This window comes from Kitasatospora sp. NPDC127060 (assembly GCF_042724935.1).
In the GTDB taxonomy this organism is placed as follows: Bacteria; Actinomycetota; Actinomycetes; order Streptomycetales; family Streptomycetaceae; genus Kitasatospora.
The window spans coordinates 182,463-205,649 of record NZ_JBHXEG010000003.1 but is presented as its reverse complement, the minus strand read 5'-3'; the positions used below and the strand labels follow the sequence as shown (position 1 = coordinate 205,649).

General features: G+C 72.7%; 18 protein-coding genes and 1 pseudogene. 1 reads left to right on the top strand and 18 read right to left on the bottom strand.

From position 1 onward, the window contains the following. Positions 1-274 precede the first annotated feature (274 nt). The 14 genes and pseudogenes from ACFWIS_RS03910 to ACFWIS_RS03845 form a co-directional block, all read right to left on the bottom strand. Positions 275-3,322 (bottom strand): helix-turn-helix transcriptional regulator, encoded by a 3,048-nt coding sequence (locus ACFWIS_RS03910; protein WP_380460526.1) that lies wholly within the window; start codon positions 3,320-3,322, stop codon positions 275-277. Positions 3,323-3,456: 134 nt separating this feature from the next. Continuing rightward, complete coding sequence (locus ACFWIS_RS03905) at positions 3,457-3,615, bottom strand: hypothetical protein (RefSeq protein ID WP_380460528.1); 159 nt, start codon at positions 3,613-3,615, stop codon at positions 3,457-3,459. A gap of 363 nt (positions 3,616-3,978) precedes the next feature. After that, positions 3,979-5,490: an Asp-tRNA(Asn)/Glu-tRNA(Gln) amidotransferase subunit GatB gene (gene gatB / locus ACFWIS_RS03900; protein ID WP_380460530.1), complete on the bottom strand. Its 1,512-nt coding sequence runs from the start codon at positions 5,488-5,490 to the stop codon at positions 3,979-3,981. Positions 5,491-5,563: 73 nt separating this feature from the next. Further along, a complete protein-coding gene (locus ACFWIS_RS03895; protein WP_380460531.1) occupies positions 5,564-5,821 on the bottom strand; it encodes a hypothetical protein in 258 nt (85 codons plus the stop codon). Then, complete coding sequence (gene gatA / locus ACFWIS_RS03890; RefSeq protein ID WP_380460533.1) at positions 5,818-7,311, bottom strand: Asp-tRNA(Asn)/Glu-tRNA(Gln) amidotransferase subunit GatA; 1,494 nt, start codon at positions 7,309-7,311, stop codon at positions 5,818-5,820. The genes ACFWIS_RS03895 and gatA overlap by 4 nt, the downstream gene beginning before the upstream one ends. A 5-nt stretch (positions 7,312-7,316) precedes the next feature. Continuing rightward, positions 7,317-7,613, bottom strand: coding sequence for an Asp-tRNA(Asn)/Glu-tRNA(Gln) amidotransferase subunit GatC (gene gatC / locus ACFWIS_RS03885; protein ID WP_030057414.1), 297 nt, complete (start codon positions 7,611-7,613; stop codon positions 7,317-7,319). A 173-nt stretch (positions 7,614-7,786) separates the two neighbouring features. Then, positions 7,787-9,577, bottom strand: a pseudogene (locus tag ACFWIS_RS03880) (putative bifunctional diguanylate cyclase/phosphodiesterase); the annotation flags it as partial. A 358-nt stretch (positions 9,578-9,935) separates the two neighbouring features. After that, positions 9,936-12,224 carry an NAD-dependent DNA ligase LigA gene (gene ligA, locus ACFWIS_RS03875; protein WP_380460535.1) on the bottom strand — a complete coding sequence of 763 codons (2,289 nt, stop codon included), beginning with the start codon at positions 12,222-12,224 and terminating at the stop codon, positions 9,936-9,938. 19 nt (positions 12,225-12,243) lie between these two features. Then, positions 12,244-13,254 carry a methionine synthase gene (locus tag ACFWIS_RS03870; protein ID WP_380460537.1) on the bottom strand — a complete coding sequence of 337 codons (1,011 nt, stop codon included), beginning with the start codon at positions 13,252-13,254 and terminating at the stop codon, positions 12,244-12,246. Between the two features lie 35 nt (positions 13,255-13,289). Beyond that, the gene (locus tag ACFWIS_RS03865) at positions 13,290-13,979 is read right to left on the bottom strand and encodes an SDR family oxidoreductase (protein ID WP_380460539.1); all 690 of its coding nucleotides are present in this window, start codon (positions 13,977-13,979) and stop codon (positions 13,290-13,292) included. Positions 13,980-13,992: 13 nt separating this feature from the next. Continuing rightward, positions 13,993-14,517, bottom strand: a complete 525-nt coding sequence (locus ACFWIS_RS03860) for a TIGR00730 family Rossman fold protein (RefSeq protein WP_380460541.1) — start codon at positions 14,515-14,517, stop codon at positions 13,993-13,995. A 69-nt stretch (positions 14,518-14,586) separates the two neighbouring features. After that, entirely contained in the window at positions 14,587-15,768 is a 1,182-nt protein-coding gene (locus ACFWIS_RS03855) for an alpha/beta hydrolase family protein (RefSeq protein WP_380460543.1), read from the bottom strand. 121 nt (positions 15,769-15,889) lie between these two features. Next, the gene (gene mnmA, locus ACFWIS_RS03850) at positions 15,890-17,026 is read right to left on the bottom strand and encodes a tRNA 2-thiouridine(34) synthase MnmA (protein ID WP_380460545.1); all 1,137 of its coding nucleotides are present in this window, start codon (positions 17,024-17,026) and stop codon (positions 15,890-15,892) included. A gap of 115 nt (positions 17,027-17,141) precedes the next feature. After that, entirely contained in the window at positions 17,142-18,323 is a 1,182-nt protein-coding gene (locus ACFWIS_RS03845) for a cysteine desulfurase family protein (RefSeq protein ID WP_380460546.1), read from the bottom strand. A gap of 157 nt (positions 18,324-18,480) precedes the next feature. Between ACFWIS_RS03845 and ACFWIS_RS03840 the strand changes: the two genes are divergently transcribed. After that, positions 18,481-19,257 carry an IclR family transcriptional regulator gene (locus ACFWIS_RS03840; protein WP_380460548.1) on the top strand — a complete coding sequence of 259 codons (777 nt, stop codon included), beginning with the start codon at positions 18,481-18,483 and terminating at the stop codon, positions 19,255-19,257. Here the strand turns inward: ACFWIS_RS03840 and ACFWIS_RS03835 are convergent. From ACFWIS_RS03835 to ACFWIS_RS03820, 4 genes are all read right to left on the bottom strand, one after another. Further along, positions 19,163-19,822, bottom strand: coding sequence for a trimeric intracellular cation channel family protein (locus ACFWIS_RS03835; protein WP_380460550.1), 660 nt, complete (start codon positions 19,820-19,822; stop codon positions 19,163-19,165). The two genes, ACFWIS_RS03840 and ACFWIS_RS03835, sit on opposite strands and share 95 nt — an antisense overlap. Before the next feature lie 158 nt (positions 19,823-19,980). Further along, complete coding sequence (locus ACFWIS_RS03830; protein WP_380460552.1) at positions 19,981-21,027, bottom strand: ABC transporter ATP-binding protein; 1,047 nt, start codon at positions 21,025-21,027, stop codon at positions 19,981-19,983. Positions 21,028-21,061: 34 nt separating this feature from the next. Beyond that, complete coding sequence (locus ACFWIS_RS03825; protein ID WP_380460554.1) at positions 21,062-22,132, bottom strand: ABC transporter ATP-binding protein; 1,071 nt, start codon at positions 22,130-22,132, stop codon at positions 21,062-21,064. Then, a complete protein-coding gene (locus ACFWIS_RS03820) occupies positions 22,129-23,139 on the bottom strand; it encodes an ABC transporter permease (RefSeq protein WP_380460556.1) in 1,011 nt (336 codons plus the stop codon). The genes ACFWIS_RS03825 and ACFWIS_RS03820 overlap by 4 nt, the downstream gene beginning before the upstream one ends. Between the last annotated feature and the right edge of the window lie 48 nt (positions 23,140-23,187).

Sequence of the window (23,187 nt, the reverse complement as noted above, 5' to 3'; positions counted from 1 at the left end):
GGCGACCCAGGGGGTGGGCGGCCTTTCGGCCACCGCACCGCACCGATGCTCCCGCTCGGGACCCTACACCAAATCCGTCACTCAATGACACGCACACTCAACTTAGAGTAATGGCGACACGGTGGGGGAACGGAGCGGAATCCGACCGATCGGCCCGGTTGGCGGCGGCGCGCGGGCGGGGGCTCACGCGGCGCGCACGGGAGCACGCGACGGCGCCCGCCCACCCGGTGCGGGCCGTCGCCGACCGTCCGGGAACGGTCGGCGACCTGCGGATTCACCGGCCCGAGGGGGCCAGGTCATCGGGGAACAGCCGTAGCCGGTGGGCCAGCGCGGCGGCCTCGCCTCGACCGCCGACCTCCAGCTTGCCCAGGATGTTGGACACGTGCACGCTTGCGGTCTTCGGAGAGATGTACAGCTCCTCGGCGATCTGCCGGTTGGTCCAGCCCCGCGCGAGCAACCGGAGCACGTCCCGCTCACGGGGGGTGAGCCCGAAGGAGTCCCCGGCGGCCTGGACCGGCACGGCCGCGGCCGGCGGGCGCTCGGCCGGGGCCAGCACCAGCCCGGCCCGCTCGGCCAGCGCGGTGACCTGCGCCCCGAGCGGCCGGTCGCCGCGGACGGCCGCCAGTTCGCCCGCCTCGCGCAGCAGTTCGGTCGCGGGCTCGCGCCGCCCGGCCCGCACCTCCGCCTCGGCGGCCCGCAGCAGGGCCAGCGCCAGGGGGTACGGCAGCCCGGTCGGCCGCAGCTCGGTGACGGCCCGGGCCCACTGCTCGGGGGTGTCCGCGGCCGCGGCCCGGGCCAACTCGGCCTCCAGCAGCCGGGCCCAGCCGTGGTGCAGCGGCGACTGGGGCCGCAGGTCGGCGGCGGCCGCGGCGATCGCGGCCAGCACCCCGGCCCGGCCCGCCTCGGTCTCCGGCCGCCCCAGGCTGTCCGCCTCCACCCCGGCGGCCTCCACCAGCAGCGGGTAGACGTCGGACTCGTAGCCGAGCCGCCCGTCCTCGGCGAGCGCGGCGAGCAGTTCGGCCCGGACGTCCAGCGGCCGCCCGTTGTGCGCGGCGATCCGCACCGCCAGCCGGCTGATCGGCACGGCGTGCTGCGCCTGGCCGACCCGGTTGGCCGCCCGGGCCTGCGCCAGCATGGTCGCCGCGCTGGCGAAGTCCCCGTGCAGTACGGCGAGGTCGCCGCGCATCCGGTCCAGGAACTCGCCGTGGGAGCCGGGCAGTCCGATCAGTTCGCTGGCGGCGAGCAGTTCCTCGGCCTCCCGGAGCCGCCCGAGGTCGGTCAGCGCCTCGACCAGGTTGCCGGTGAGGATGTTGCCGATGTTGCGCTGCAGCCCGTTGCCGTCCGCGAACTCCAGCCCCTCCCGGGCCAGTCGGACGGCCTCCTCGGCCCGGCCGAGGCCGCGCTGCATGCTGGCCAGGTTGTTGATGCCGCGCAGCAGGAGGTCCGGGATGCCCAGCAGCCGGGCCCGCTCGATCGCCTCGGTCAGCTCGGCCAGCCCGCCCTCGGCGTCGCCCAGCAGGTCGTAGCGCAGGCTGCCGAGGGTCATCCGGGCGTGCACCTCGACCGAGTGGGCACCGACCTGCCGGGCGATCCGGATCGCCCGCTCGGCCAGCTCCAGGTGCTCCGTGCGCGGGGTCTTGACCACCGCCACCCCGGCGGCCAGCGCGAACACCTCGGCCTGCACCGCGGACGGCGGCAGGTCCTCCACCAGCCGGTGCGCGCGGGTGATCTCCTCGTCGTCCCCGGAGCGGCGCAGGTTCCCCAGCATCCGGGCCCGGTTGATCCGGAACCAGGCCGAGCGCACCGGGTGCTCCGCCTCGTCGACCAGCCGGAGCCCGCGCTTGGCCAGGCTCAGGCCGCGCTCGCGGTCGCCGCAGCGCCGGGCCGCGACCACCGCCTCGGCCAGCACGTCGACCAGCTGGATCCGGTCGCAGTCGGCGTCCGCGGGGCTGTGGTCACAGGAGCCGGGCGGGTAGGTCTCGGCCCAGTCGTACGGGCGCAGGGTGTGCGTCAGCACCTCCTCGGAGACCTGGTCCCAGAGCTCCAGGGCCCGCTCCAGCATTCCGAGTTGCTCGGCGAAGGCGTTGCGCCGACGGGCCGCCCGGGCGGCGTCCAGGGCGGTCGGCAGGGCCCGGGCCGGGTCGTGCGCGTGGTACCAGTAGTTGGCCAGCCGGGCGGGCAGCGCGTCCGCCGGGACGAGCTGCGGCCGGGCCTCCACGGCGAGCGCGAACTTGCGGTTGATCCGGTGCCGTTCGCCGGGCAGCAGGTCGTCCGAGACGGCCTCGCGGACCAGCGCGTGCCGGAACCGGTAGCCCTCGCCCTCGCTGTCCGGGCGCAGGATGTTGGCGCCGACGGCCGCCCGCAGCGCCTCGATCAGCGCCTCCTCGTCGTCGGCCAGGACGGCGGCCAGCAGGGCGTGTTCGACGTGCGAACCGCCCTCGGCGGCGATCCGCACCACCCGCTGGGCCTCCTCGTCCAGCCCCTCGACCCGGACCAGCAGGATGTCCCGCAGCGAGTCGGTCAGCCCGGCGCCGCAGCCGTCGTCGAAGGCGGTGGCCAACTCCTCGACGAAGAACGGGTTCCCCTCGGAACGGCGCAGGATCCGGTCCACCAACTGGCGGTCGGGCACGGCGGTGCCGAGGATCCCGGCCAGCTGGGCCGCCACCTCGCGGCGGCCGAAGCGCGCCAGCTCCAGCCGCTGGACGGTGCGCAGCCGCTCCAGCTCGGCCAGGAAGGGGCGCAGCGGGTGGCGGCGGTGCAGGTCGTCGGTGCGGTACGTGGCGACCAGCAGCACCCGGGAGCGGTGCAGGGTGCGCACCAGGAAGGCCAGCAGCTCGCGGGTGGAGCGGTCGGACCAGTGGAGGTCCTCGACGGCGAGCACGAGGGTACGTTCCGCGCCGAACCGTTCGAACAGTCTCGCCGTGTGCTCGAACAGCCGGGCCCGGCCGTACTCGTCGTTGGGTTCGCCGTCCGCCTCGCCGAACTCGGAGAGCAGTCTGGCCAGGTGGCCCTCGCTGCCGGCCGCCGCGGCCTCGAACTCGGCGCCCAGCGAGCGGTGCAGTCGGCGCAGCGCGGCCGCCAGCGGTGCGTACGGCAGGCCCTCGGCGCCGACCTCCAGACAGCTGCCGAGCGTGGTGACCGCTCCCCCGTCGGAGGCCCGCTGCAGGAACTCCTCCAGCAGCCGGGTCTTGCCGATGCCGGCCTCGCCGCCGATCAGCACGGCCTGCGGGCTGCCGGTGCCTGCTCGGCGCAGCGCATCGGTCAGTTCGGTGATCTCGCTGCCGCGGCCGACGAAGACGGGACTGACCGATATCTGCTGCATGGAGGCGAGCATGCCATAGCCGGAGCCGCCGGTGAGAGGGGTTATCTCGGCAGGCGAACGCCCGGAGGGGGAGGCGCTGACTCGCGGCGCCTCCCCCTCCTGAACTGCGTCGGCACCGTCGTGGTGCCGGCCCGTCAGCATCCCGGCTGACGCACGGGGCGCCGCTGGAAGCGGGCTGCCACCGGACGGCGGCGCAGCCGGCCGGCCTGCTTGGCCTCGCGGACCAGACGCTCGTGCTCGGCGCGGGCTTCGAGCTCGTGGGCCTGCTGCTGGATGAGCTGGTACTCGATCACTTCGGGTTCCCCCTCGGGTTTCACCTTCGTTTCCCTGACAAGTAAGAGCTTCCTCCCCCAGTGGGGGGTGCCACATCGGGAGCGTGCCCCATCTTCCGAAGGCCAAGGGCCTTAGATAGGACGCCAGAAAAGGTTTAAGGCCCTGTCTCACCTAGATACATAGGTGAGACAGGGCCTTAGGCCTTACTTAGGGGGCCTTAGATGCCTTAGATGCCTTAGGAAGGTGGGCTTGAAGGCCTAGGCACCCGAACCTTCTCAGGCGGAGACGCCCAGCTTCTCCAGGCTGTGCCTACTGCCCTTCCACGGCAAGCCGCTCCAGGCTGTGCCTACTGTCCTTCCACGGCAAGCCGCTCCAGGCTGTGCCTACTGTCCTTCCACGGCAAGCCGCTCCAGGATCAGGTCCTTGACCCGGGCCGCGTCCGCCTGGCCGCGGGTGGCCTTCATGACCGCGCCGACCAGCGCGCCCACGGCCGCCACCTTGCCGTCGCGGATCTTGGCGGCGACCGCCTCGTTCTCGGCGATGGCCTGGTCCACGGCGGCACCCAGCGCGGAGTCGTCCGAGACCACGGCCAGGCCGCGCTTCTCGACGACCTCGTCCGGCTCGCCCTCGCCGGCGAGCACGGCCTCGATGACCTGGCGGGCCAGCTTGTCGTTCAGCTTGCCCTCGGCGACCAGCGCGGCGACCCGGGCGACCTGCGCCGGGGTGATCGGCTGCTCGCTCAGCTCGGTGCCGGTCTCGTTGGCGCGGCGGGCCAGCTCGCCCATCCACCACTTGCGGGCCTGGTCGGCGGGGGCGCCGGCCGCGATGGTCTCCTGGATCGGCTCGACCGCACCGGCGTTGAGCACCGACTGCATGTCCTTGTCGGACAGGCCCCACTCGGCCTGCAGCCGGGCGCGACGCACCCGCGGCAGCTCCGGCAGCCCGGCCCGCAGCTCCTCGACCCACTCCCGGGCGGGGGCCACCGGCACCAGGTCCGGCTCGGGGAAGTAGCGGTAGTCCTCGGCGTTGTCCTTGATCCGGCCCGAGGTGGTGGACCCGTCGTCCTCGTGGAAGTGGCGGGTCTCCTGGACGATGGTGCCGCCGTCGGTCAGCACGGTGGCGTGCCGCTGGATCTCGAACCGGGCGGCCCGCTCCACGCTGCGCAGCGAGTTGACGTTCTTGGTCTCCGAGCGGGTGCCGAAGGTCTCGGTGCCGTTCGGGCGCAGCGACAGGTTGACGTCGCAGCGCATCTGGCCCTTGTCCATCCGGGCCTCGGAGACGCCCAGCGCCTTGATCAGCTCGCGCAGCTCGGCCACGTACGCCTTGGCGACCTCGGGGGCCCGCTCGCCGGCGCCGACGATCGGCTTGGTGACGATCTCGATCAGCGGGATGCCGGCCCGGTTGTAGTCGAGCAGCGAGTGGGTGGCGCCGTGGATGCGACCGGTGGCGCCGCCGACGTGGCTGGACTTGCCGGTGTCCTCCTCCATGTGGGCGCGCTCGATCTCCACGCGGAAGGTCGAGCCGTCCTCCAGCTGCACGTCGAGGTAGCCGTTGAAGGCGATCGGCTCGTCGTACTGCGAGGTCTGGAAGTTCTTGGGCATGTCCGGGTAGAAGTAGTTCTTCCGCGCGAACCGGCACCACTGGGCGATCTCGCAGTTCAGCGCCAGGCCGATCTTGACGGCCGACTCCACGCCCACCGCGTTGACCACCGGCAGCGAGCCCGGCAGGCCCAGGCAGGTCGGGCAGGTCTGGCTGTTCGGCTCGGCGCCCAGCTCGGTCGAGCAACCGCAGAACATCTTGGTCTTGGTGCCCAGCTCGACGTGGACCTCAAGGCCCATCACCGGGTCGTACGACGCGAGAGCGTCCTCGTAGGAGACCAGGTTCATGACGCTCACAGCGTCCCTTCTCACTTGAAGCTTGGGAGGTACGGGCCCGGCCCCACACGGCACGTGGGACCGGGCCGGGGCGTCAGCCCAGCAGCACGTCGTCGGAGCCGAGCTGGCGCAGCTCGCGGACCAGCAGGGCCGTGCCGGTGATCAGCGCGGCGGCACCGACCAGGGCGTTGACCAGCTTGAGGGTGTCACTCTCCTCGCGGGCCTTGCGGACGTCCTTGACGATGGAGACCGCACCGAACGCGCTGGTGCCGATGGACAGCCACAGGCCGGGCTTCGAATGCTTCCACCCCTTGACGGAGCTCGGGGCCTTGGCCTTCTCGATCTTGCTCACAGTGCCGGTACCTCCTCCAGCAGGGTGTGCCCCCACTTGTCGTTGAGTGCGGCCTCGACGGCGCCGCCCACGCGGTACAGGCGGTCGTCCGCCATCGCGGGAGCGATGATCTGCAGGCCGACCGGGAGATTGTCCTCCGGAGCCAGGCCGACCGGCAGCGACATGGCCGCGTTGCCCGCCAGGTTGGACGGAATCGTGCAGAGGTCGGCCAGGTACATCGCCATCGGGTCGTCGGCGCGCTCGCCGATCGGGAAGGCGGTGGTCGGCGTGGTCGGCGAGACCAGCACGTCCACGCCGGCGAAGGCGGCGTCGAAGTCGCGCGAGATCAGCGTCCGGACCTTCTGGGCCGAGCCGTAGTAGGCGTCGTAGTAGCCCGAGGAGAGGGCGTAGGTGCCCAGGATGATGCGGCGCTTGACCTCGTCGCCGAAGCCGGCCTCGCGGGTCAGCGCGGTGACCTCCTCGGCCGAGCGCGAGCCGTCGTCGCCGACCCGCAGGCCGTAGCGCATGGCGTCGAAGCGGGCCAGGTTGGAGGAGCACTCCGACGGCGCGATCAGGTAGTACGCCGGCAGCGCCAGGGTGAAGGACGGGCAGGACACCTCGACGACCTCGGCGCCCAGCTCGCGCAGCAGCTCCACCGACTCGTCGAAGCGCTGCATCACGCCGGTCTGGTAGCCCTCGCCGGCGAACTCCTTGACGACGCCGATCCGCATGCCGCGGACGTCGCGCATCCTCGCCGCCTCGACCACGGCCGGGACGGGCGCGTCGATCGAGGTGGAGTCCAGCGGGTCGTGCCCGGCGATGGCCTCGTGCAGCAGCGCCGCGTCCAGCACCGTACGGGCGCAGGGGCCGCCCTGGTCCAGGCTGCTGGAGAACGCGACCAGGCCGTAGCGGGACACCGAGCCGTAGGTCGGCTTGACGCCGACGGTGCCGGTGACGGCGCCGGGCTGGCGGATCGAGCCGCCGGTGTCGGTGCCGATCGCCAGCGGGGCCTCGAAGGCGGCCAGCGCGGCGGCCGAGCCGCCGCCGGAGCCGCCGGGGATGCGGGTGAGGTCCCACGGGTTGCCGGTCGGGCCGTAGGCGGAGTTCTCGGTGGAGGAGCCCATCGCGAACTCGTCCATGTTGGTCTTGCCGAGGATGACGACGCCGGCGTCCTTGAGACGGGTGGTCAGGGTGGCGTCGTAGGGCGGGATCCAGCCCTCCAGCATCTTGGACCCGCAGGTGGTCGGGATGCCCTTGGTGGTGAAGACGTCCTTCAGCGCGAGCGGGACGCCGGCCAGCGGGCCCAGCTCCTCGCCCTTGGCGCGCTTGTCGTCGACGGCCTTGGCGGCGGCCAGCGCGCCCTCGGTGTCGACGTGCAGGAAGGCGTTGACCTTCTTGTCGACGGCCTCGATGCGGTCCAGGTGCGCCTGGGCGACCTCGACGGCGGAGACCTCACCCTTGGCGATGGCGCCCGCGGTCTCGGCGGCGCTGTAACGGATCAGCTCGGTCATCTCGGTCAGTCCTCCCCGAGGATCTGCGGTACACGGAAACGCTGCTCCTCGGCGGCGGGGGCGCCGGACAGCGCCTGCTCCGGGGTGAGCGACGGCCGCACCTCGTCCGCGCGCATGACGTTGGTCAGCGGCAGCGGGTGGGAGGTCGGCGGGACGTCCTGTCCGGCGACCTCGGAAACGCGGGCGACCGCGCCGATGATCACGTCGAGCTGCTCGGCGAAGTGGTCCAGCTCTTCGGGCTTCAGCTCAAGACGCGACAGCCGGGCGAGGTGGGCGACCTCCTCGCGCGTGATGCCAGGCATGCAGCGATCCTCAGGGTGAGTTCTGGTGAGACCCGGCGACGCCTGCGGCGCTGCCGGGCCCGGGCAGGAGCAGCCTGGTTCGGCGCTCCGTCCTCGTGGTCTTTGGACCCCATCCTATGGGGCCCGGCCCGGCCACCGGCCAACGAGTGGAGCCGTGCCCCCGTTACCGACCTTCACTGGGGCCTGGTACGGGCCCACCCCTGCGCACCCGGCGCCTGGAAGCCGATCTGCGCGGCCGGCAGCGCCGGGCCGCGCTGGACGCCCTGGACGGCGGGCGGCAGCACCGGCGGGAGGGTCGGCGGCAGCGCCGGGGGCAGCGCGCCGGGCTGGACCGCCGGCTTGACCGCCGGCTTGACCGCGGCGGACCGGTCGACCGGCCTGATGATCGACGGGAGCTGCGAGGCCGGACCGAAGCGCTCCACCGTCGGGGCGCCGGTGGTGCGGTGCACCCGCAGCCAGGCGGTGGCCTGCTCAGCGGGCAGCGCGGCCGACACCAGCCAGCCCTGGACGGCGTCCACGCCCATGCAGTGCAGCCGCTCCCAGGTCTCGTCGTCCTCGACGCCCTCGGCGACCACGGTCAGGCCGAGCGAGTGGGCCAGCTCCACCGAGCAGCGGACCACCGCCGCGTCGTGGTCGTCGGCGACCATCCGGGAGACGAAGGAGCGGTCGATCTTCAGCTCGCCGACCGGCAGGCTGCGCAGCCGCACCAGCGAGGAGTGGCCGGTGCCGAAGTCGTCCAGGGACATCCCGACGCCGTAGCCGCGCAGTTCGGCCAGGGTGTCGGCGGCGCGCCGGGAGTCGTCCAGCAGCAGCCGCTCGGTGATCTCCAGCTGGAGCGCGTGGGCCGGCACCTGGTGGCGGACCAGGTGGCCGGCGACGCGCTGGGCGAAGCCGGGGTTGAGCACGTCGCGCGGCGAGACGTTGACCGCGACCTGCACCTGGAGTCCCTGGTCGCGCCAGTAGGCGAGTTGACCGACGGCCGCCTCCAGCACGTAGTCGGTGAGCCGGGGCATCAGGCCGCTGGACTCGGCGAGCCCGACGAACTCGTCCGGGGAGACGTTCCCCTGTCCGGGCCGCTCCCAGCGCAGCAGCGCCTCCAGGCCGACCACCCGGCCGTCGAAGGCCACCTTCGGCTGGTAGTGCAGCTGAACCTCGCCGGTCTCCAGGGCCCGGCGGAGGTCCCCGAGCAGGCCGATCCGGTACGGGGTGTCGGCGTCCTGGGTCTCGTCGTACTGGGCCACCCCGCTGCACTCGCGCTGGGCGTGGCCCATCGCCACGTCGGCGCGGCGCAGCAGCGATTCGGCGTCCTGGGCGCCCTGCGGGTAGACGCAGACGCCGGCGCTGGCCTCCAGCACCAGCAGCAGCCCGTCCAGCCGGATCGGCGCCGCGAGTTCGGCGATCAGCGCCTTGGCGACGCGCTCCAGGCTGTCCGGGCAGTTGATGCCGGGCAGCAGGACGGCGAACTCGTCGCCGCCCATCCGGGCCACCATCGGGCGGCCGCGCCGGTAGTGCCGGGGCAGGCCGGCGAAGACGTCGTCGATGGACTCCCGGGTGGCGCTGCCGGCCGGGCCGCCGGAGCGCAGCGCCCGGTGGAGCCGACGGGCGATGTGAACCAGAAGGCGGTCACCGGCCGTATGACCAAGTGTGTCGTTCAGTGATCGGAAGCGGTCGAGGTCAAGCAGGATGAGACCGACGCTGCAGCCCTCCTCGCGCTCGACGATCGCCTCCTGGGCGGCCAGCAGTAAGGCCTGACGGTTGGGCAGATCCGTCAGGGGGTCGGTCAGCTGGTCGCGGGCGCGGTCGCGGGCGATCCGCCAGGCCGCCACCAGGACGGCCAGCGGGACCGCGAACAGCGGCAGCAGTTCGGGTTCGTACCGGTAGACCAGGACGGCCAGCGGGATGAGCGGCGCGGCTCCGGCCAGCAGCACGCCGAGCAGCAGGACCGCACCCGCCACCCCCTGCGGCGGGCGTGTGGGCGCGCCGCCGGTCGTACGATCCATAAGCCCTGTCCTCCGTCGGGCCCGCCCCGTCAGGCCGCCTTACGGTGAGGCACCGTGCTGGTACCGACAGCTGCCGGGCATGGAGCGACCCCGAGGAGCACCGGCTCAGCCGGTGCCCCCACCCCTGCTGACACTCTGTTGCGCTCCAGGGTATGCCGGGGTCCACCCGGTGGGCAGACTTTCGGACAACCGGAAACGCGCCACCGCGTCCGGGTGTCGCACAGTGACACAATGCCCGCTTTCACTGAACGGCACCCGGTGACGTTGCATCAGGACGATAACAACACGGATCCGGCCACCGGCCGCTCGGGTCCGATCCGGATCAGCCCTCGGCGGGGGCCTCGACGGGCTCGGCGGCGGCCTCCGGCTCCGGAAGTCCCAGGTGGGCGCGGGCGGCCGACGGCCCGTCGGCGAGCAGGACGGCGAAGCCCGCGTCGTCCAGCACGGGCAGTCCGAGCTGAACGGCCTTGTCGTACTTCGATCCTGGGTTGTCACCAGCGACCACAAAATCGGTCTTCTTCGAAACCGAACCGGTCACCTTCGCTCCGCGCGAGGTCAGCGCCTCCTTGGCGCCGTCCCGGGTGTGGCCGGCCAGCGTCCCGGTCACCACCACCGTCAGCCCCTCCAGCGGACGTTCCGCCTCCTCCTCGTCCGCGAACTCCTCGACGAAGCGCACACCCGCGGCGCGCCACTTCTCCAGGATGTCCCGGTGCCACTCCTCCTCGAACCACTCCTTGATCGAGCGGGCGATGGTCGGACCGACGCCCTCGACCGCCGCCAGCTCCTCCTCGGTGGCCGAGAAGATCCGGTCCAGGTCACGGAACTCCCGGGCCAGCTCCTGCGCCGCGACCGGGCCGACGTGCCGGATCGACAGGCCGTTGAGGAAGCGCCAGAGCGGGCGGTCCTTCGCCCCCTCCAGGTTGTCCAGCAGGGTCTGCAGCGACTTCTTGGGCTCGCCCTTGGTGGTCGCGAAGAAGAAGACCTCCTTCTCCTTGCCCGTCTTGTCGTCCAGCTTGGGCATGCCGGTCTTCTGGTCGCGCACCAGCACCTTGATCGGCAGCAGCTGCTGCTCCGTCAGACCGAAGACGTCGCCCTCGTTGCCCACCGGCGCCTCGGCCGGCTCCAGCGGCTGGGTCAGCGCGGTGGCCGCCACGTAGCCGAGCCCCTCGACGTCCAGGCACTGCCGCCCACCGAGGAAGGCGATCCGCTCCCGGATCTGGGCCGGGCAGTGCTGGGCGTTCGGGCAGCGCAGGTCGATGTCCCCCTCGGACATCGGACGCAGCTCGGCGGCGCACTCCGGGCAGTGCGATGGCATCACGAAGGCCTGCTCGGTGCCGTCCCGCAGGTCGTAGACCGGGCCGAGGATCTCCGGGATCACGTCGCCGGCCTTGCGCAGCACCACGGTGTCGCCCAGCAGGACGTCCTTGGCCTTGACGATCTCCTGGTTGTGCAGCGTCGCGTACTGCACCATCGAGCCGGCCACCTTCACCGGCTCGGCCAGCACCGCGTACGGGGTGGCCCGGCCGGTACGGCCGATTCCGACCTTGATCTCCGCCAGCTTGCCGGTGACCTCCTCCGGCGGGTACTTCCAGGCGATCGCCCAGCGCGGGGACTTGGAGGTGGCGCCGAGCCGGCCCTGCAGGGCGATCTCGTCCACCTTGACCACGACGCCGTCGATCTCGTGCTCGACCGAGTGCCGCTGCTCGCCGAAGTGCTTGATGAACGCCCGGACTTCGGCCAGCGTGCCGACCACCTCGTTGTGCCGGGCGGTGGGCAGGCCCCAGTCGTGCAGCAGCCGGTAGGCGTGCGACTGGTTGTCGATGTCGAAGCCGACCCGGGCGCCGATGCCGTGCACCACCATGTGCAGCGGCCGGGACGCGGTGACGTGCGGGTCCTTCTGGCGCAGCGAACCGGCGGCGGCGTTGCGGGGGTTCATGAACAGCCGGATCATCGCCCGGGGCCGCTTGCCCTCCTTGGCGCGCTCCTCGTTCTCCTGCCGTCGGCGCTCGTTCTCCTCCGAGAAGGAGGCGTTGAGCGCGAGGAACTCCTCGGTCGGGAAGTAGACCTCGCCGCGGATCTCCACCAGCTCGGGGACGTTCTCGCCCTTGAGCCGGTGCGGGATCTCCTTGATGGTGCGGACGTTGGCGGTGATGTCCTCGCCGACCCGGCCGTCGCCGCGGGTCGCCGCCTGCACCAACTGGCCGTTCTCGTACGTGAGGTTGACGGCCAGGCCGTCCACCTTGAGCTCGCACAGGTAGTGGTACTCGATGCCCGCCAGCTCGGTGGCGACCCGGTCCGCCCAGGCGCCGAGCTCCTCGTCGTCCATCGCGTTGTCCAGGCTGAGCAGCCGCTCGCGGTGCTCGACCTCGGCGAACAGCGCGGTGGGCGCGCCGCCGACCCGCTGGGACGGCGAGTCCGGCGTCACCAGGGCAGGGTGCTCGGCCTCCAGCGACTCCAGCTCGCGCATCAGGGCGTCGAACTCGGCGTCGCTGACGACCGGCGCGTCCTGCTCGTAGTACCGGGTGCGGTGGTCGGTGATCTCCTTCGCCAACTCGGCGTGCCGCCGGCGCACCTCCGCCGGGACGTCCTCCCAGCCCTCGACAGCCGTCACCGCAAGCCCTCCTACGTTCTCATTCCGGGTTGTCCACCAGGCTCTGCGCCGCCCGCGCCGCGAGCGACAACGCCCTGCGCGCGTACGCCGGGGAGGCCCCGGCCAGACCGCAGGTCGGCGTCACCAGCACACGACGGCCCAGCAGCTCCGGAGCGAACCCGAGCCTGCGCCACAAGGTCCTGACTCCCTGGACACTACCGGCCGGGTCGGACACCGCCTGGTCAGTGGAGGGGACGACACCAGCGAGGATCACCGTGCCGCCCTCCACCGCCTCGCCCAGGTCGTCGTCCTGGCGCTCGGTGAGGAGCGAGAAGTCCAGCGAGATCCCGGCGACCCCGGCCCGGCGCAGCAGCGGGACCGGGACGTCCGGGGCGCAGGAGTGCACCACGACCGGCGCGTCCAGGCCGCGGATCAGCTCCCGCAGCACCTCCTCGGCGACCTGCCGGTCCACCGCGCGCAGCCGCTGGAAACCGCTGGCGGTCTTCACCGACCCGGCCAGCACGGCGGGCAGCGAGGGCTCGTCCAGCTGGAGCACCACCTCGGCGCCCGGGATCCGCTTGCGGACCTCGGCGAGGTGGCGACGCAGGCCCTCGGTGAGCGAGCCGGCGATGTCCCGGCAGGCGCCCGGGTCGGCGAGCGCCTTCTCGCCGTGCCTGAGCTCGATGCTCGCCGCGAGCGTCCACGGGCCGACCGCCTGGACCTTGAGCGCGCCCTGGTGGCCTTGGGTGAACTCCTCCAGGGCGTCCAGGTCCTCGCCGAGCCAGGAGTGGGCCCGCCGGGTGTCCCGGCCGGGGCGGTCGGCGAACCGCCAGCCGCTGGGCTCGGTCTGCGCGAACAGCTCGACCAGCAGGCCGGCGCCGCGGCCGATCATGTCGGCGCCCGGGCCGCGCGCGGGCAGCTCGGGCAGGAAGGGCAGGTGCTCCAGCGCGCCGGTGGCGGTCTTGGCGGCCTCCCGGGCGTCGGTGCCGGGCAGCGAGCCGACGCCGGTGGCGGCGCCGCGCAGGTCGGGGAAGGGATGTCCGGTACTCACCCGCCCGAGCCTAGTGCGCGGCACCGCTCCGTCGGTCAGCGCCCGGGGCGGACGGTGATGTCGGTGATCTCGGCGTCCCGGGAGGCGTCCAGGGCGGCGAGGACGGCCCTGGCGACGGACTCCGGATCGATCCAGCGGTCGGCGTCGTACTCCTTGCCCTCCTGCTGGTGCACCTTGGCCTGCATCGCGGTGGCGGTGCGGCCCGGGTAGACCGAGGTGACCCGCACGCCGTTCGGGTGCTCCTCCTGGCGCAGCGCGTCGGCCAGCGCCTTCAGGCCGTGCTTGCTGGCCGCGTACGCCGACCACTCGGCGTGGGCGGTGAGGCCGGCGCCGGAGTTGACGAACACCACGTGGCCCTTGACCAGGCGCAGCGAGGGCAGCAGCAGCCGGGTCAGCTCGGCGGGAGCGACCAGGTTGACGTTCAGGGTGTCCTGCCAGGCCTTCACCGGCAGGTCGCCCACGGTGCCCAGCTCCACCGTGCCGGCGACGTGCAGCAGCGAGTCCAGCTCGACGGGCAGCGCCTGGTGCCCGAAGGCCCAGGACAGCTTGCCCGGGTCGCCGAGGTCCCCGACCAGGGTGCGGGCGCCCGGGAAGCGGTCGCGCAGTTCGCCGGCCCGCCGGGCGTCCCGGGCGAGCAGCCAGAGCTCGTCCCCGCGCTCGGCGAGCTTCTCGGTCAGGACGGCGCCGATGCCGGAGCCGGCGCCGGTGATCAGATGTGCAGCCATGGCCCCGATCCTCTCAGGCCTTGAGCAGCGTAAACACCTCGGCGGGCGTGTCGGCGAAGCCGATCAGCTCGGCGAGCGGGCGCGGCAGGAAGCCCTCGGCGTCCATCCGCTCCAACTGGGTGCGCAGGCCCGCGTAGAAGCCCTCGGTGTCCAGGACGACCACCGGCTTGTCGAAGATCCCGTGCTTCTTGAGCTCCAGCACCTCGGTGACCTCGTCCATCGTGCCCAGCCCGCCGACCAGCACCACGACGGCGTCCGCCCGTGCGGCCAACTCCCGCTTGCGCTCGGCCAGGTCGGCGGTCATCACCAGTTCGTCGGCGCCGACGTAGCCCTTGTGCTTGAGCATCTCGACCATCACCCCGACGAGTTGGCCGCCCGCCGCCTTCACCTCGTCGGCGAGCAGGCCCATCAGCCCGGCGTTGGAGCCGCCCCACACCAGGGTGTGCCCGCCCTCCCCGAGGAGCCGGGCGAACTCGGCGGCGGGGGCGGAGTAACGGTCGTCGAGCGAGTACGCGGAGCAGAAGACGCAGATATTCATGATGCCGACTGGTCTATCACGCCCGGCCGCGCCCGCTCACCGGCATTGCGTCCCGGGCCCGGCCGCCGGTCACGGGTGCTGGAACAGCACCTCCGGGTTCGCGGCCGAGGGGCCGTCCAGCAGGGGCTGGTGGACGCCCTTGAGGGTCTGGTCGAAGAACGCCCCGACGTACTCCCGGGTCAGCTGCATCCCGCGCGCCGGCGAGGTGGTCGTCCCGGGAGGGGACGGCAGGCCGAGCTCGGCGGCCAGCACCGGGACGTCCGTGAAGCCGGCATGGTTGGTGCCCGCGACGGCCAGCCAGGGCTTGTAGCCGCCCCAGCCCGCCCAGGTCTCGCCCCAGGACGTCTCCTCGCCGCCGACGGCGTGGTCGCTCTGCTTGCCGAGCAGCAGGAACGAGCGGCCGTGGAGGCCGTCGGCCGGGACGGGCGGGTGGAACTCCCCGTCCATGTTCACCCCGGCAAGGATCCGCCGGTCCTCGGCCATCGCGTTCAGCGTGGACGCGCCGCCGATCGAGTGCCCGGCCATCCCGATGCGGTCGCGGTCGATGAGGTGGGAGAGCCGCCAGACCGGGTGCTGCCCGGTCAGCTGGTCCAGGACGAAGGACACGTCCTTCGCCCGGCTGTCCGGCAGCGAGTCCGGGGCGCCGGTGTCGCACAGTGCGCAGCCCGGGGTGGTGCCGTCGGCCAGCGTCTCGCCGGAGTCCTCGTAGGTGTGGCCGACCAGGGCGACCACGTAGCCGCGGCCGGCCAGGTCGGTCGCCAGGCCGGTCAGCGTGGCGCGGGGGTTCTCGAAGCCGGGCGAGAGGACCACCAGCGGGAACTTCCCGCCGACGGCCTTCGCCCCGGTGTAGGCGTACGTCCTGGTGCCCACCAGGTCCTGCGGCTGCGCCCCGGTGCCCGCCGGGACCCTGGTCGCGATGAAGCCCTGCGCCTCGGCGGGGGTCATGTACGGAGCCGGCTCCCCGGTGCCCTGCCGGGCCGGGTAGAACATCGACACCGCCAGCTGCCGCGGCCCGGCCGAGGGCACCCACGGGTCGGTGCGGTTCCGGTCGGTCAGCCGCAGCACCTCCTCGCCGGCCGCGTACGGCCCGGTCGGCCGGGGCAGTTCCCCGTGGAAGGCGGCGGGGGTGCCGACGGCGGCGACGGGCGCGGTGCGGGTGGGCGCGGGCGAGGCCGACGCGGCCCCGGCGAGCGGCAGCGGAAGGGCGAGCACGAGGGCGGCGACGGCCGCGATGCGACGGGTTCGGTTCATGCCCCCGACGGTATGTTCGGGCCCCGGCCCCCCGAATCAGCCCGCCGAATGCCATCTGCGGCCCCGGTCATCCGCCGGGTCCAGCGCCGTCATCCCTCCGGATGACTCGCCCGTGGCCCACTCAGGCGGGCACCGCCGGGCGTTCGGTGGTGGCGATGGTGGCGGAGCCGATGACCCGGGTGCCGTCGTAGAGGACGACGGCCTGGCCGGGGGCGATGCCTCGGGCGGGGGTGTCGAGGCGGACGTGGAGAGTGCCGTCGACCATGGCGGCGGTGACGGGCACCTCCTCCCCGTGGGCGCGGAGCTGGGCGGTGTAGCGGCCCTCGACCAGCGCCTCGGTGCCGCACCAGCGGGGGCGGATGGCGGTCAGGGCGGTGACGTCCAGGCCCTCGACCGGGCCGACGGTGACGGTGTTGTTCACCGGCGAGATGTCGAGGACGTAGCGGGGCTTGCCGTCGGCGGCCGGGCGGCCGATCCGCAGGCCCTTGCGCTGGCCGATGGTGAAGCCGTAGGCGCCGTCGTGCTCGCCGAGCTTGGTGCCGTCGACGTCGAGGATGTCGCCGGTGGCGGTGCCGAGGTGCTGTGCCAGGAAGCCCTGGGTGTCGCCGTCGGCGATGAAGCAGATGTCGTGGCTGTCGGGCTTCTTGGCGACGGCCAGGCCGCGGCGCTCGGCCTCCTCGCGGATCTGCTCCTTGGTGGTGTCACCGAGCGGGAAGAGCGAGTGGGCGAGCTGGTCGGAGTCCAGCACGCCGAGGACGTAGGACTGGTCCTTGGCGGCGTCCACGGCGCGGTGCAGTTCGCGCTCGCCGGAGGGCAGGTCGACGATGCGGGCGTAGTGGCCGGTGCAGACGGCGTCGAAGCCGAGCGCGATCGCCTTGTCCAGCAGCGCGGCGAACTTGATCTTCTCGTTGCAGCGCAGGCACGGGTTCGGGGTGCGCCCGGCCGCGTACTCGGCGACGAAGTCGTCGATCACGTCCTCGCGGAAGCGCTCGGCGAGGTCCCAGACGTAGAAGGGGATGCCGATCACGTCGGCGGCCCGCCAGGCGTCCCGGGAGTCCTCGATGGTGCAGCAGCCGCGCGCCCCGGTCCGGAAGGACTGCGGGTTGGCGGACAGCGCCAGGTGGACGCCGGTCACCTCGTGGCCGGCTTCGACGGCGCGGGCGGCGGCGACGGCGGAGTCGACTCCGCCGGACATCGCCGCGAGCACGCGCAGACGGCCGGTGGACGGAGTGGTCGGGGCACCCGGGAAGTCAGTCATGATGGCAACAAGGGTACGGGGTGGCCCGACTGTTCCCGGAAGCCGAGGAAAGCCGGGGAAAGCACGGGAAGCCGACGGGAGCCCGGGAAGCCGCCGGGAGCCGGGGAACCCGCCGTCAGCGCCGTACGGACGCCAGTCCCGCGTTGCGCGCCCGCCGCACCGCCGGGGCGATGGCCTCCACCAGCGCCGTGACGTCAGCCCGCACCGAGGTGTGCCCGAGCGAGAACCGCAGCGAGGCGCGGGCCAGCAGCGGGTCGACGCCCATCGCGAGCAGCACGTGGCTGGGCTGCGGCACCCCGGCCGAGCAGGCCGAGCCGGTGGAGCACTCGATGCCCTGGGCGTCCAGCAGCATCAGCAGGGCGTCGCCCTCGCAGCCGTGGAAGGAGAAGTGGGCGTTGGCGGGCAGCCGGCCCTCCTCCGCCGGGTCGCCGTTGAGCACGGCGTCCGGGACGGCGGCCAGCACTCCGGCGACCAGTTCGTCGCGCAGCGCGCCCAGCGTCTCCGCGTGCTCCGCCCGCCGCTCGACGGCGAGCGCCGCGGCGGCCGCGAAGCCGGCGGCGGCGGGGGCGTCCAGCGTGCCGGAGCGGACGTCCCGTTCCTGGCCGCCGCCGTGCAGCAGCGGTACGGGCGTGGCACCGCGGGAGAGCAGCAGCGCGCCGATGCCGAACGGGCCGCCGATCTTGTGCCCGGTGACGGTGAGCGCGGTGAGCCCCGAGTCGGCGAAGTCCACCGGGACCTGCCCCAGCGCCTGCACCGCGTCGGCGTGCATCGGGATGCCGTACTCGGTTGCCACGGCGGCGAGTTCGCGCACCGGCTGGACGGTGCCGACCTCGTTGTTGGCCCACATCACGGTGACCAGGGCGACGGAGGAGGGGTCGCGCTCGATCGAGGAGCGCAGCGCCTCGGGGTGCACCCGGCCCAGCGCGTCCACCGGCAGGTACTCGACCTCGGCGCCCTCGTGCTCGGACAGCCAGTGCACCGCGTCCAGCACCGCGTGGTGCTCGACCGGACTGCACAGCACCCGGGTTCGGGCCGGGTCGGCGTCCCGGCGGGCCCAGTACAGGCCCTTGACCGCCAGGTTGTCGGACTCGGTGCCGCCGCCGGTGAAGACGATCTCGCTGGGGCGGGCACCCAGCGACTCGGCCAGCGACTCGCGGGCCTCCTCGACCACCCGGCGGGCCCGGCGGCCGGCCGCGTGCAGGGCCGAGGCGTTGCCGACCACCCCCAGGTGCGCCGTCATCGCGGCGATCGCCTCGGGCAGCATCGGCGTGGTCGCCGCATGGTCCAGGTATGGCATAACCCCCCGATTGTAGAGGGAGCCCCGGCGGGACCGATCCGGAGCCTGCACCGATCCGGCCACCCGCCGGACGCCGGCGTCCGGCACTGGTTTGTACCACTGCGCCGGGCAGCGGTTAGCCTGACGAACACTTCTCAAGCCAGTCCAGGGGGGCACCATGTCGCAGTCGGTCGACCGCGCGCTGACCCTGCTCGGCTCGCTCGACGACGGGCCGCTCTCGCTGGAGCAGGCCGCGAGCCGCCTCGGGGTGCACAAGTCCACCGCGCTGCGCCTGCTGCGCACGCTGGAGGAGCACGGTTTCGTCCGGCGCCAGCCCGACCTGCGCTACCGGGTCGGCGGCCGGGTGCTGTCGCTGGCGCACCGGGCGCTGGAGGACTTCGACGTCCGGCAGGTGGCCGCGCCCTACCTGGCCGCGCTGAACGCCCGCTGCGGCTACACCGTCCAACTGGCCGTGCTGCAGGACGGCGAGGTGCTCTACCTGGACGAGGTGGCCGGGCCGTCGGCCGCCCGGCCGCCCAGGATCGGCCGGCGCGCCCCGGTGACCGGGACGGCCGTCGGGCGGGTGCTGCTCGCCGGGCTGCCGGCCGACGGCGCCCGCGAGGAGGAGCTGCCGCCCGAGCTGGCGGCGGTGCGCCGCCGGGGCTGGGCGGCCGAGTCGGCCGAGCACCGGGAGCCGGTGACCTGTGTGGCCGCGCCGGTCGCGGGCATCGGCGGGCGGACGGTCGCGGCCTGCGCGCTGAGCGCCCCGGCCGGCCAGGTGCCGCCGGCGGAGCTGGCCCGGATGCTGCCGGAGCTGCTCTGCACGGCCGAGGCGATCTCGCTCGCGTACGGCGGCTCGCCTACTCCTCGCTGGTGCGAGAACCGTTGCGGTGCCAGGCCCGCGGGGCACGCCAGCCGTACTTCAGGGCCAGCATCCGGAGCCCGAAGGCGGTGAGCGCGGCGGCGGTGCCGGTGGCGCCGGTGAGCCGGTTCGCGCCGATCAGCACGGCCACCAGGGCGGCGCCGACCAGGGCCGGGACGGCGTAGATCTCGCGGTCCCAGCGCAGCAGCGAGGGGATCTCCCCGGCCAGGACGTCGCGGATCACCCCGCCGCCGGCCGCGGTCACCATGCCGAGCGCGACGGCGGCGACCGCTCCCAGCCCGTAGTCGTGCGCCTTGGCGGTGCCGGTGACGCAGAACAGGCCGAGGCCGAGGGCGTCCAGGGCCTGCACCGCCCGGTTGATCCGCTCGACCTCGGGGTGCAGGAAGAACACCACCAGCCCGGCGGCCAGCGGGGTGAGGAAGTAGCCGAGGTTGGTGAAGGCGGCCACCGGGGTCGCGCCGATCACCAGGTCGCGCATCACCCCGCCGCCGAGCGCCGTGACCTCGGCCAGGACGCAGATCCCGAAGATGTCCATGTTCTTGCGGACGGCGAGCAGCGCTCCGGAGAGCGCGAAGACGAAGATGCCGACGAGGTCCAGCGACTGCTGCACGTCGGAGGGGAAGATCTGCGAGGTCACCACACAACTATGACCTGCGCGGAACCTCCCCTCCGCCCACCGTCCGCTCAGTCCTTGTTCTCCGGGATCTCCAGGTTCTCCGGGCTGTGCCTAACCGTTCCCCTCGCTCCGCTCCGGGCTGTGCCTAACCGTTCCCCTCGCTCCGCTCCGGGCTGTGCCTAACCGTTCCCCTCGCTCCGCTCCGGGAAGTGACAAGCCACCTGGTGCCCGGTCTTCAGCGCCGCCAGCGGCGGCTCCTGCGAGGCGCAGACGTCCTGCGCCTTCCAGCACCTGGTCCGGAACCGGCAACCGCTGGGCGGGTTGATCGGCGAGGGCACGTCGCCCTTGAGCAGGATCCGCTCGCGCCCGCCCTGCTGGCGCCGGCGCGGGTCGGGCACCGGGACGGCCGACATCAGGGCGTTGGTGTACGGGTGCATCGGGCTGCGGTAGAGCGAGTCGCGGTCGGCGATCTCGACGATCTTGCCGAGGTACATCACCGCCACCCGGTCGGAGACGTGCCGGACCACCGAGAGGTCGTGCGCGATGATCAGGTAGGTCAGGCCCAGCTCCTGCTGGAGGTCGTCCAGCAGGTTGACCACCTGCGCCTGGATCGACACGTCCAGGGCCGAGACCGGCTCGTCCGCGATGATCATCTTCGGCTTGAGCGCGAGCGCCCGGGCGATGCCGATGCGCTGGCGCTGGCCGCCGGAGAACTCGTGCGGGTAGCGGTTGTAGTGCTCGGGGCTGAGCCCGCACAGCTCCAGCAGTTCCTGGACGGCCTTCTTGACGCCGCCCTCCGGCTGGACGCCCTGGAGCTTGAACGGCGCGCTGACGATGGTGCCGACGGTGTGCCGGGGGTTCAGCGAGGAGTACGGGTCCTGGAAGATCATCTGGATGTCGCGGCGCAGCGGCCGCATCGCGCCGGCCCCCAGGTGGCTGATGTCGATGCCCTCGAACTCGATCGTCCCGCCGGTGGGTTCGTCGAGCCGGGTGACCAGCCGCCCCATGGTGGACTTGCCGCAGCCGGACTCGCCGACGACACCCAGCGTCTCGCCGGCGTTGACGGTGAAGTCGATGCCGTCGACGGCCCGCACCGCGCCGGTCTGGCGCCGCAGCAGTCCGCCGCGGATCGGGAAGTGCCGGGTCAGGCCGGTCACCTTCAGCAGCGGCTCGCGGTCGGGGGCGGGCGCCGGCGAAGGGATCGTGGCCCCCTGAGTGTCCGTCATCGGTTCTCTCCAGAAAGGTGGTACGAGGCCGGGCTCACAGCCTGGGCGCGATCTCTTCGGCGAAGATGCGGTGCCGTTCGCCGACCGGCAGGTGGCAGGCCGCGACGTGCCCGGGCACGGCCTCGGTCAGCACCGGGACCTCGCTCGCGGAGCGCCCTCCGGTGAGGGCGGCGTACGGGCAGCGCGGGTGGAAGGCGCAGCCGGACGGCACGTTGATCAGGCTGGGCGGGGTGCCCTTGACCGGCACGAGCCGTTCCTGCAGTTCCCGGTCCAGGCGCGGCATCGAGCCCAACAGGCCCCAGGTGTAGGGGTGTTCCGGCGCGTCGAAGAGGCTCTCGGCGGGACCGCGCTCGATGCACTTGCCGCCGTACATGACCAGGATGTCGTCGGCGAGCTCGGCGACCACCCCGAGGTCGTGGGTGATGATGATGACGGCGGAGCCGAACTCCTGCTGGAGGTCACGGATGAGGTCCAGGATCTGCGCCTGGACGGTGACGTCCAGGGCGGTGGTGGGCTCGTCGGCGATCAGCAGCGAGGGGTCGTTGACCAGGGCCATGGCGATCATCGCGCGCTGGCGCATGCCGCCGGAGAACTGGTGCGGGTAGTCGTCCAGCCGGCGGTCGGGCTGCGGGATGCCGACCCGGTCGAGCATCTCGATCGCGCGGGTCCTGGCCTGCTTCTTGGTGGCCCGCGGGTGGTGCACCCGGTACGCCTCGACGATCTGCGCGCCGACGGTGTAGTAGGGGTGCATCGCGGTCAACGGGTCCTGGAAGATCATCGCCAGTTCGCGGCCGCGCAGTTGGCGCACCCGGTCCGGTCCGGCCGCGATCAGGTCCTCGCCGTCCAGCCGGATCTCGCCGCTGATCCGGGCCCGCTTCGAGCGGTGCAGGCCCATGATGCCGAGTGAGGTGACGGACTTGCCGGAGCCGGACTCGCCGACGATGCCCAGGGTGCGGCCCTTGTGCAGGTCGAAGCTGACCCCGTCCACCGAGCGGACCAGGCCGTCGTCGGTGTCGAAGTGGATCCGCAGGTCGCGGACGGACAGGAAGGGGTCTCCCAGAGGAGCGGGAGCTGCGTCCGCCGGGGTCTTCTGGAGGTCGGTCACGAGAGCCTCACGCGGGGGTCGACGAGCGCGTACAGGAGGTCGACCACGAGGTTGCAGACGACGATGAAGAAGGCGGCGAGCAGGGTGACGCCGAGGATCTTGGGCAGGTCGTTGTCGGAGATCGCCTGGACGGCGAACTGGCCGATGCCCTTGAGCGAGAAGACCTGCTCGGTGATCAGCGCACCGCCGAGCAGCAGGCCGAGGTCCATGCCGAAGATGGTGACGATCGGGGTGAGCGCGGAGCGCAGCCCGTGCTTGACCACCACCTTGCGCTCGACCAGGCCCTTAGCCCGGGCGGTGCGGATGTAGTCCTCGCTCATCGTCTCCAGCATCCCGGCGCGGGTGAGCCGGGCGTAGAGCGCGGAGTAGAGGAAGGCCAGCGAGATCCACGGGAGGATCAGGTTGCGGGCCCACATCAGCGGGTCGGCGGTGAAGTCGACGTACTCCAGGTTGTCCAGGATCGGCCACTCGTAGCTGAACAGGGTCAGCAGCAGGGCGCCGGTGAAGAAGACCGGCAGCGAGACGCCGGCCAGGGCGATGCCCATGGACAGCCGGTCGAAGATCGACCGCGGCTTGAGGGCGGAGATCACGCCGGTGGTGACGCCGGAGATCAGCCAGAGCACGGCCGCGCCGATGGCGAGCGAGATGGTGACCGGGATCCGGCTGGTCATCTCCGGCCAGACCTCCAGGTGGTTCTTGAAGGAGTAGCCGAAGCAGGGCACGTGGCAGGTGGCCGGTTCCGGGCCGAACTTGTACTCGGCGCCGCTGACCAGCGCCTTCAGGAAGTTCCAGTACTGGGTGTACAGCGGCTGGTCGAAGCCGAGGTTCTGCTTGACCGCCTGGATCGCCTCGGGCGAGGGGTTCTTCCCGATGTACTGCGCGGCCAGCTGGTCGGTGGTCTCGCCGGCGATGCGCGGGAGCAGGAAGAAGATCGCGAAGGTGACCGCGCTGACGACGACCAGCAGCGCCGCGGCCGCGAGGATCCTGCGGATGATGTAGGCAAACACAGTTGGGCGGCTCCGGCGGCCCGCCGCCGTCCGGGATCTGCCGGACGG